Origin of the sequence: Flavobacterium ustbae, assembly GCF_003946915.1 — a bacterium.
Classification (GTDB): domain Bacteria; phylum Bacteroidota; class Bacteroidia; order Flavobacteriales; family Flavobacteriaceae; genus Flavobacterium; species Flavobacterium ustbae.
Genome location: NZ_RPOC01000016.1, coordinates 95,154 through 104,879 on the forward strand (window position 1 = coordinate 95,154; position 9,726 = coordinate 104,879).

The following is a 9,726-nucleotide window of genomic DNA, read 5'->3' on the forward strand; positions in this document are numbered from 1 at the left end:
ATTTAAACAAAAATCATTTTGATTCTCAAAAATACATTCACCGAAATTGGAGAGACGACGATATTCGCCAAGAAGTTTTTTAAGGAGGTTTTTATTCCCCCTTATGAGACCAAAGAGTTTTTGAAACAATGTTATGTAATAGGCTATAAATCTCTACCACTGGTAGCCATAACCGGTTTTATTATGGGGTTGGTTCTTACGCTGCAGTCGCGTCCAACATTAGTAAAATTTGGTGCAGAATCCTGGCTTCCGGGTATGGTTGCGCTTTCGCTGATTAGAGAAATCGCCCCAGTAATTACTGCCTTGATTTGCGCCGGAAAAATTTCATCTGGAATTGGAGCAGAATTAGGCTCAATGAAAGTAACCGAGCAGATTGATGCCATGGAAGTTTCAGCAGTAAATCCGTATAATTATTTAGTTGTTACTAGAGTCTTGGCTTGTACGCTGATGATTCCGATACTTGTTTTTTTTGCCGATGCGATTGGAATTATTGGAGGTTACGTAGGAATTAATATTCATGGAGATGTAAATTTCTACAGATATCTCACTCAGATTATTCAATCTTTAGAGTTTTTGGATTTATTTCCAGCTACAATCAAAACGTTCTTTTTTGGCTTTTTTATCGGAATGATCGGATGCTTTAAAGGTTTTAATGCTTCAAACGGAACAGAAAGTGTGGGTCAAGCTGCAAACTCTGCCGTTGTTACTGCCTCATTAAGCATTTTTATTATCGATATGGTCGCTGTTCAAATAACCGATTTATTTTTTTAAAAATGGCTGAAGAAAAATTACATAAAGAACCCAAAAAGAAAGAGAAAGGTCAATCTCCTATGATTGAGATAAAAGACCTGCATAAAACTTTTGGTACAGACAATACCATTTTAAAAGGTGTAAATCTTGTTTTAAATAAAGATGAAAATCTTGTGGTCTTAGGACGTTCAGGATCAGGAAAATCTGTTACCATAAAATGCATCGTCGGGCTTATTGAACCTGATAAGGGCGAAATTAAAGTTTTTGATGAAAATGTTCTTAATATTTCAAAAAGCGAGCTGAATGCCATTAGAGTCCGAATCGGTTTTTTGTTCCAAAGTGGTGCTCTTTACGATTCAATGTCCGTTAGAGAAAATCTCGCTTTTACATTAAGCAAACACAAACGCGATCTTAATGATGATGAAGTCGAAAAAGAAGTCATGGAAGCTCTTGAAAACGTAGGTTTGGCAGAAGCTGTTGACAAAATGCCTTCTGAACTCTCTGGAGGTATGAGAAAAAGGATTGGTCTGGCAAGAACACTGATTTTAAAACCTGAAATCATTTTGTACGACGAACCCACAACAGGTTTAGATACAATTACTTCAAGAGAAATTAGTGAATTGATCTTAGACATTAAAAACAAACAAAAAACTTCTTCGATCATTATTACACACGATATGGCGTGTGCAAAAATGACTTCTGATCGAATCATTGTTTTAAAAGACGGTGTAATTCATGCCGAAGGAACGTACGAAGAACTAGAAAAAGACGAAGACGAATGGGTTCGCTCATTCTTTCAATAAAAACAAAGCAAAATAAATAGAAATCATGGAAAAGCAATCTAGATATACTTGGAAATTAGGAATGTTTGTAACAATAGGTTTACTGCTTTTTATAATGGCCGTATATTTTATTGGAAAACAAAAAAACCTTTTCGGTTCAACCTTTCATATTACCTCTCAGTTTAAAACAGTAAGCGGATTGGAAGTGGGAAACAATGTACGTTTCTCAGGAATTAATGTTGGAACGGTAGAGCAAATTCAGCTTAAAAATGACTCGACTGTCATAGTGATTTTAGTAATGAAAGAAGAAGTTCGAGAATTTATTAAAACTGATGCCACAGCCAGTATTGGTTCTGATGGCTTAATGGGCGATAAAGTTTTGACGATTTCGCCAGGTGCAAAATCTACAAAGATCATTGAAGACAATGGACAAATTGCTTCTGTTGACGGAATTGAAATGCACGATATTATGAAAAGCGTGAAGAAAAGCGTAGATAATATTGGCGTGATTTCAGACGAAATAGCCATTTTTAGCCATAGCATGAACAACGGAAACGGAGCTTTGGCAAGACTTGTTAAAGACGATAAAATGGCAAACAGTGTTTCTAATACCCTATCCAATTTAGAAACCGGAACAAAGGGTTTCAGCGAAAACATGGAAGCCGCAAAAAGCAATTTCTTGTTTAGAGGCTATTTCAAGAAAAAGGAGAAAGAAAAAGAGAAAAAAGCTGAAGAAAGAAAAGAAAAACAAGAGGAAAAGAAAGAAAAGCAAGAAGAAAAAGCGGCTAAAGAGAAAGAACAAAAAGAAGAAGCTAAAAAAGAAAAGCAAGAAGAACAGCAAAAAAAGGAAGAAGCTAAAAAGAATTGATTTTTTTTTAGAGTGCTTAGTCCTTAGTAGTTAGTCCTTAGTCCTTAGTTTGGTTAATAGTTAAGCAAACTAAGGACTAAAAAGCTAAAAGCTAAGGACTAAGCACTAACAAGCTAAGGACTTTCTACGAACCACAAATTACAAAATATATGCCTAGTACATTCAAACATACCGCCTTAAAAGTTTTAAAAATCACTGGAATTACGATTGCGGTGATTTTGTTTTTGCTATTTATAATTCCGCTTCTTTTTCCTGGAAAAATTGCTTCGGAGGTTAAAAAAATTGCAAACGAGAGATTGGATACCAAGCTTGATTTTACCAAATCTAAGCTTTCTTTTTTCACGCATTTCCCTTCGTTAACTGTTTCTCTTGACGAACTTTCTTTAACGGGATCTAAGCCTTTCAGCAATGACACCTTATTAAAAGCAGACCAAGTTGCTTTTGGAATCGATATCAAAAGACTGCTTTTTGATAATGAAGTAAAAATTAATAAACTTTACGTTTCTGACGCTTTGATTAATGTAATGGTCAACGAAAAAGGTCAGGCTAATTACAATATTTATATTGCCCCCGAAAACCGCAAAGAAGAAAAAGACAAACCAGAAGAAGGAACCGCAATTCGATTGGAGCGCATTGATCTAGAAAATTGCCATGTAAAATATAACGATCGTTCTGCAAAAATTTTAGTCGACGCAAAAGGCTTTAATTACGTTGGAAGAGGAAATCTTAGTGAAGATATTTTTGATCTCGCAACCGATGCCAAGATTGATAATCTGGATTTCTTTTATGACAGAACTGGATATATTAGAAGAAAAGAAGTCCACGCCGATTTAATTACCAGAATCAATACCAATGCGCTTTCTTTCATTCTTCAGAAAAATGAATTACAGATCAATAAACTCCCTTTAAAATTTACTGGCTTATTTACCATTTTACGAGACGGTTACAAAATCAACATCAAAGCAGCTTCCGAAAATACTACAGTAAAAGATTTACTTTCTGTAATGCCACCAGAATATTTAACATGGCTAGATAAAACAGAAATTTCAGGCAGAAGCGATTTACTGGTCAGTTTTAAAGGAGATTACAATGTTCAGAAAAAGCAAAAACCAAACTTAGCTTTCAATTTAAAAATTAATGAAGGCTCTGTAAATTATAAAGATGCGCCTGTTCCTTTAAGCGATTTTCAAATGGATTTGAATGCCATGCTTCCGTCTTTGGATACTGAAAAATTATTGGTTAATCTGAGAACACTAAAATTTAAAGTTGGCGAAAAAGATTATTTTAATGCTTATCTGCACAGTAAAGGTCTAAGCGAAATGTCGATTAATGCAAGCGTGAAAGGAGCATTAGACCTTGCTGTTGTTGATGCCGCGTTAGGATTAGAAAATATCGACTTAAAAGGAATTTTGAAAACCGATATTCAGGCGCGAGGGCTTTTTAGCACCTCTAAAAAATTATTCCCTAAAACAATTGGCGGAATTTCATTGCGAAATGGATCACTTAAAACAAAGTATTATCCAAATCCGATTACCGATATCACTTTTGTGGCAAACATGCTCAACAAAGCTGGCACTTATCAGGATTTAATTGTGGCCGTAGCGCCAGCTTCTTTTACTTTTGAAGGAAATCCTGTTTATGTAAATGCCACTTTATCAGATTTTAGCGATTTGGCTTATAATGCCAAAATTAAAGGCGAACTCAATGTGGGCAGAATATATAAGGTTTTTGCTCAAGAAGGCGTTGATGTAACTGGTTATGCCAAAGCCGATCTTTCTCTAAAAGGAAAACAAAGTTATGCAACAACAGGCCAATATGATAAGTTGGATAATAAAGGAACATTGCTGCTTAAAAATATAAAAGCAACTTCAGAATTGTTTCCAAAAGCGTTCTATATTAAACAGGGAAATTTCCGTTTTCAAAATGAAAAAATGTGGTTTGAAAAATTCAATGCCTCTTACGGAAAATCAGATTTTGATATTAATGGCTATTTGCTCAATACGATCAATTATTTTTTAGAATCAAAAGGAACGCTTAGCGGCAACTTCAATCTTAAATCAAAATTGATTAATGTCGATGAATTTATGGCGCTTGAAGAGGGTGAAAACAAAGATCGTAAAATTGAAGTGGAATATGCCAAAGAAGACCATCCTAAAATGAGTGGCGTAGTGATAATTCCTGAAAATTTAAATGTCACTTTAAATGCAAATGCCGACAAAATCGAATACAATAAATTGGTATTTAACAAACTAAACGGAAAAATTGGAGTAAAAAAAGAAGGATTTTACTTAGAAAATGTTACCTTTAATATTATTGACTGCATTTTAGGAGTTAATGCGATGTACAAAGACGAATCTCCAACTTCTGCACATTTTGATGCACATTTTACAGCTAAGGATTTTGATGTACAAAGAGCATACAAAGAAATTCCGATGTTTCATGATATGGTTACTGCTGCCGAAAAGGCGCACGGAATTATTTCTGTTGACTATAAAATAAAAGGAGATTTAAATGGAAATATGGGGCCTATTTATGAATCTATGCAAGGAGGAGGAACGATTAATTTGCGCGACGTAAAAATTAAAGGACTTAAACTTTTTGATGGAATCAGTTCTAAAACAGGACAAAATGGTTTGAGTGATCCGGATATGGAAGGAATCGAAATCAAATCAACTATAGACAATAATCTAATCAATATAGAGCCTTTTACATTTAGCGTGGCCAGCTTTAAGCCAACAATTAAAGGAACTACAAGCTTTGACGGACTTTTGGATCTTAGAATGCGTTTAGGACTTCCGCTATTCGGATTAATAGGTTTTCCTATTGTAATTACCGGAACACATGAAGACCCAAAAATTAAAATATTCAGCAAAACGGGACAAGAAATTAATCCTGCCGTTTATGATGAAAAGAACAATAAAGTAATTCGAAAAGAAAAAGTTAGCAAGCAAAAAAAGAAATAATAATAATAATAAATTCTTCATCTTCTTCAGTAAAAGATCGCATCTCATTTGCTGAAGAAGATGATTTTATAAAATACCAAACCAAATAACACCAAAATACCACTAAAAATAACCAAAAATGAAATTGAGCTCTACTAAAACGTATTGGCCATTAAAAAATGCTATCAAACAAAGCTATCCTTCTCTAGATTCTGATATCAATACCGATATTATGATCATTGGCGGAGGCATAACAGGAGCGTTAATAGCCTATAAATTACTTAATGAAGGAAAAAAAATTGTTCTTGTAGACCGTCGAGATGTCTGTGGCGGAAGCACTTCTGGCAGTACGGCTTTACTGCAATACGAAATTGATGTTCCCTTACATCAGCTTATTAAACTTCGCGGCGCTAGATGTGCCGTAGACAGTTATCAAAACGGAAAAAAAGCCATTTTTGATCTCAGAAACATAATTGATTCTGTGGGCTGCGAATGCGGTTTTGAATTTAAAAAAAGCGTTCATTTTACCACTTTAAAAAAAGATGTTCCCTATTTAAAAAATGAATTTAAAGCCCGTAAACAGCATGGTTTTGAAATAAGCTGGCTCAGCCGATCAGAATTACAGAAAATGGGATTGAATGCAATTGCAGGAATAGAATCTAAAACTGCCGCTGTTATGGATCCGTTTAAACTTGCGAGTGATCTTTTGTTTCATTGTCATGAAAAAGGAATGCCTATTTTTGACCGAACAGACATTACTTCAATTCAGCATCAAAAAGGTAAAATTATTGCTACTACAGATTCTAAACATGTCATTACGGCCGGTCATATTATACATTGTACAGGCTACGAAAGTACAGAGACGCTAAAAGAAAAGGTCGTAGATTTAAAAAGTACTTACGTTATCGCTTCAGAAAGTCAGCACGATCTTCCCGAGCATTTTAAAAATACTATTTTTTGGGATACAGCGTCTCCTTATCACTACATCAGAACTACAGAAGATAACCGAATTATAATGGGCGGCGGAGACGAAGACTTTAGAGATACATCTAAACGCGATAAATTACTTCCTAAAAAAGAAGCCTATCTTTTAAAACAATTCGTTAAAAGATTTCCCGACTTAGATTTCAAAATCGACTATTCCTGGGCAGGAACTTTTGGAGAAACCAAAGACGGCCTTCCTTACTTCGGAAAACCAAATTCAAGAAAAAATGAGCATTACGTTCTAGGTTTCGGAGGAAACGGAATCACCTTCAGCGTACTTGGCATGAATTCTATTTTAGATTCCATTCATAACAAAAAAAATACAGATTTAGATTATTATCGATTTGGGCGTTAGTAAAGGTTCTAAGTTGCTAAGATTCTAAGGCTCTAAGTTTTCAATACTAAATTAGTTAAAACATTAAAATCCCCAGATTTTGAATTATCCAAAATCTGGGGATTTTACTTTATATATCTTGCTTTAGAGCTAACGACATTATTTATTATTTTTTTTTAGAAACTGAGAGCACCTTAGTAGCTTAGCACCTCAAAACCTTAGCAGCTTAAAAAGAAGATCCAGAGGAAAAAAAACCTTTATTACTTAGAACCTCTGAACCTTTGCTCCTTTTATATATATCATGCTTAACAGCTAACGACATTATTTATTTTTTTATAAACTGAGAAGCCTTTGTAACTTAGCGCCTCAGTACCTTAGCAGCTTAGATTACGCTGTAATCGCCAAAGAATTCAAATTAAACTTATATTCTTTTGGGCTGCAATTAAATTTTTGTTTGAATATTTTAGAAAAATAGCTTCTGCTGGTGAACCCAATACAGTATACGATTTCTGAAATATTTAAGTCAGATGTCCTAATTAGAATTTCAGCTTTTAGAACACGCATATGAGTGATATAATCGTTAACCGTTCGATTATGAATCATTTTAAAACCTTCTTGAAGTTTATTTGGAGATAATCCAGATTTCTTACTAAGAGATTTTATCGAAAAAGCTTCTTCTGGACTTGATTTTATAAACTCCGAAAGTTCTTTTATTTCTTCCAGTTCTCTTAAAGTCAGTCCATTTGATTCATTTGCAAACGCATGCAAATCATCTGAATGTTGCTGAATTTCCATAGCAAGAATAATTCGCATAATTCCTTCTTTCAGCAAATTGCGAACAACGCCTGTCTGTGTAATAGAGTTAAGCTGTTCAATTTTCTCTGCAATCTGCAAATTATAAGAACCAATATAAAAGAAATCTGTTACCTGATTATTTTCAAAAAAAGTATCCTTTACTTGCTGATTCAAAGAATGAGCCTGGTTTGCAGGATCGATCTGAGTACCTACAATAATTAAAGTAAGCTTTGTTTTCTTTCCTTTTTCAAAAAACAAAACATTATCCTGGTTTTGTTTAGAAGTTACAATGGCAGTCTGAAAGGTTTTTAATTTTCGCTCTTCTCCATTCAATCCAAAACTATGCGAGAGGTTACCTTTAGAACAATATGCAAAATAAATAGGTGACGATTTTACATTTAGAAAATCCAATCTAACATCTGCAGAAAATGTCATATCAAACTGAACATACGAGATATTATCATTAAAAGAAGCTCCTATAATTGATCCTTCTGCAAAATTATTTTCGACTTGGAGTGCATATTCGTCTAAATCAAAAGTCACCTTTCCGCCAAAACTAGTATGAAGTTCATCAAATATATTCTGAGTTTGTTCTGTATTTATAGTAAAAATTTTCATGGTTCGCCGGATTTAAAAATTATAATTTGCAAAACAGATTTACTGTGTCGGAATCTGAAAGTCAAAGTTCGTTTAAAGACCCGCCAAAAATGTTATATAATTTTTTCGTTTTGTTTTATAATTCCGTCTAAATGTTTAATTTGAGGTATCTTAATTAGTATAGAAAAAACCGTATGAAAAGTTTTTCGTTTGCACCCATTAGTTCTCCTTCTTCTAAAATTCTGATTTTAGGCACAATGCCAGGAACAAAATCTTTAGAACTCAATCAATATTACGGTCACAATCAAAACAATTTTTGGAAATTTATGTTTCAGATTCTCGGACAAGAATTTTCTAATGATTATGAGACACGAAAAAAACTATTAATTGAAAACAATATAGCGCTTTGGGATGTCTTGCAATTTTGCGATCGCGTAGGAAGTTTAGACAGCGCTATAAAAAACGAAATAGCAAATGATTTTGAACATTTTTTAGAAATTCATCCTCAAATAGAAAGCATTATTTTTAACGGACAAAAGGCCGCTGCTTTTTTTAAAAAATATGTTCACTTAACAAAAGAATACAAAACTTTCACACTTCCTTCTACAAGTCCGGCCAATGCTGGCAAGACTTTTCAAGATAAATTAAAGGAATGGAACATCATAAAAACCTTATTATAAATCGCGTTCTTTTTATACAATTAAAATGCAAATATTGAAATCATGTAACTTTTTTCGATTAAAGTATAACAAAATCCAAGCACTCTCGAACTAATTTTACAAAAAGAAAAATAAGCCATATTAAAAGATTGATGAACGACATGGAAAGGCTTTCTTCTTACTAAAATTTACACAGCAAACTTTAAAAAAAGTTTAGTCTATAAAGAGAACATTGGTTATGTTAGTTTATTTTTGGGAAAAAGCTACTCTATAGAAATATAGAGTAGTTTTGTTTTATAAGATACCTTTTAATCTAAAAAGACATGAAAATTCAAACTTATTACAATCATATACGGTTTTACACCCCACACCATTTTATATACTACCCTGTTCTAATTCTCTTTTTAATCGCCAGCATTTATTTAGGCATTACCACAAAAGATTATTTGATATGGGGGTTTATCAGCATAATCTTTATGTTTCTTTTTGCATTAGCCTTTATGCTTCGCCAACACTATGCCTTAACGCTGCAAAATAGAATTGTGCGTTTAGAAATGCGTTACCGATATTTCACTTTAACCGGCAAAAGATTCGAAGAATTTGAGTACAAACTCACCGACGATCAAATATTTGCACTACGTTTTGCACCAGACAGCGAGTTGGCTCCGCTTGTAGAAGACGTTTTAAAAAACAACTTAACGGGCGATGCAATTAAAAAAGCAATCGTACACTGGAAAGCAGATTACCACAGAGTGTAGCAATGGCAAAGCAACTATTTAAAAGATAAAAAATAATTTGGGCGTGACACCATCCCGATAAAAGGGCCACTTCACTATACGCTTATTCGCCCTTTTATCGGGACGCTGTCGGGCTGTCCGTGCTGCTTCGGCAGCTTACTCCCATCCCAATGTCATTAAGTTAAGGGATAAGAATATAAAAACCATTGGGTTATGAACCTAAATTAGGTTCTTTGTAATTGACAAAAAAAACAAACCCCAATGGTAGGAGCAAATAT

The 9,726-nt window shown here is 33.9% G+C and carries 8 protein-coding genes; 7 read left to right on the forward strand and 1 reads right to left on the reverse strand.

What is annotated here, in order from left to right; all coding sequences use genetic code 11:
• Positions 1-12 precede the first annotated feature (12 nt).
• The 5 genes from EG814_RS17100 (at position 13) to EG814_RS17120 (ending at position 6,681) form a co-directional block, all read left to right on the forward strand.
• Positions 13-771 carry an MlaE family ABC transporter permease gene (locus EG814_RS17100; protein ID WP_125723114.1) on the forward strand — a complete coding sequence of 253 codons (759 nt, stop codon included), beginning with the start codon at positions 13-15 and terminating at the stop codon, positions 769-771.
• Positions 772-773: 2 nt separating this feature from the next.
• Entirely contained in the window at positions 774-1,553 is a 780-nt protein-coding gene (locus EG814_RS17105) for an ABC transporter ATP-binding protein (protein ID WP_125723115.1), read from the forward strand.
• Positions 1,554-1,578: 25 nt separating this feature from the next.
• Entirely contained in the window at positions 1,579-2,400 is an 822-nt protein-coding gene (locus tag EG814_RS17110; RefSeq protein ID WP_125723116.1) for an MlaD family protein, read from the forward strand.
• A 149-nt stretch (positions 2,401-2,549) separates the two neighbouring features.
• Entirely contained in the window at positions 2,550-5,363 is a 2,814-nt protein-coding gene (locus tag EG814_RS17115; protein ID WP_125723117.1) for an AsmA family protein, read from the forward strand.
• 118 nt (positions 5,364-5,481) lie between these two features.
• Positions 5,482-6,681, forward strand: a complete 1,200-nt coding sequence (locus tag EG814_RS17120) for an NAD(P)/FAD-dependent oxidoreductase (RefSeq protein WP_125723118.1) — start codon at positions 5,482-5,484, stop codon at positions 6,679-6,681.
• 366 nt (positions 6,682-7,047) lie between these two features.
• Here EG814_RS17120 and EG814_RS17125 read toward each other — a convergent pair whose 3' ends face one another.
• Positions 7,048-8,073, reverse strand: coding sequence for a helix-turn-helix domain-containing protein (locus tag EG814_RS17125; protein ID WP_125723119.1), 1,026 nt, complete (start codon positions 8,071-8,073; stop codon positions 7,048-7,050).
• A 173-nt stretch (positions 8,074-8,246) separates the two neighbouring features.
• On the opposite strand from EG814_RS17125, the gene EG814_RS17130 reads away from it, so the two are divergent.
• Both EG814_RS17130 and EG814_RS17135 read left to right on the forward strand, forming a co-directional pair.
• On the forward strand, positions 8,247-8,732 hold the full coding sequence (locus tag EG814_RS17130; protein WP_125723120.1) for a DNA-deoxyinosine glycosylase: 486 nt from the start codon (positions 8,247-8,249) through the stop codon (positions 8,730-8,732).
• Positions 8,733-9,034: 302 nt separating this feature from the next.
• A complete protein-coding gene (locus tag EG814_RS17135; RefSeq protein ID WP_125723121.1) occupies positions 9,035-9,469 on the forward strand; it encodes a DUF6526 family protein in 435 nt (144 codons plus the stop codon).
• Positions 9,470-9,726: the final 257 nt, after the last annotated feature.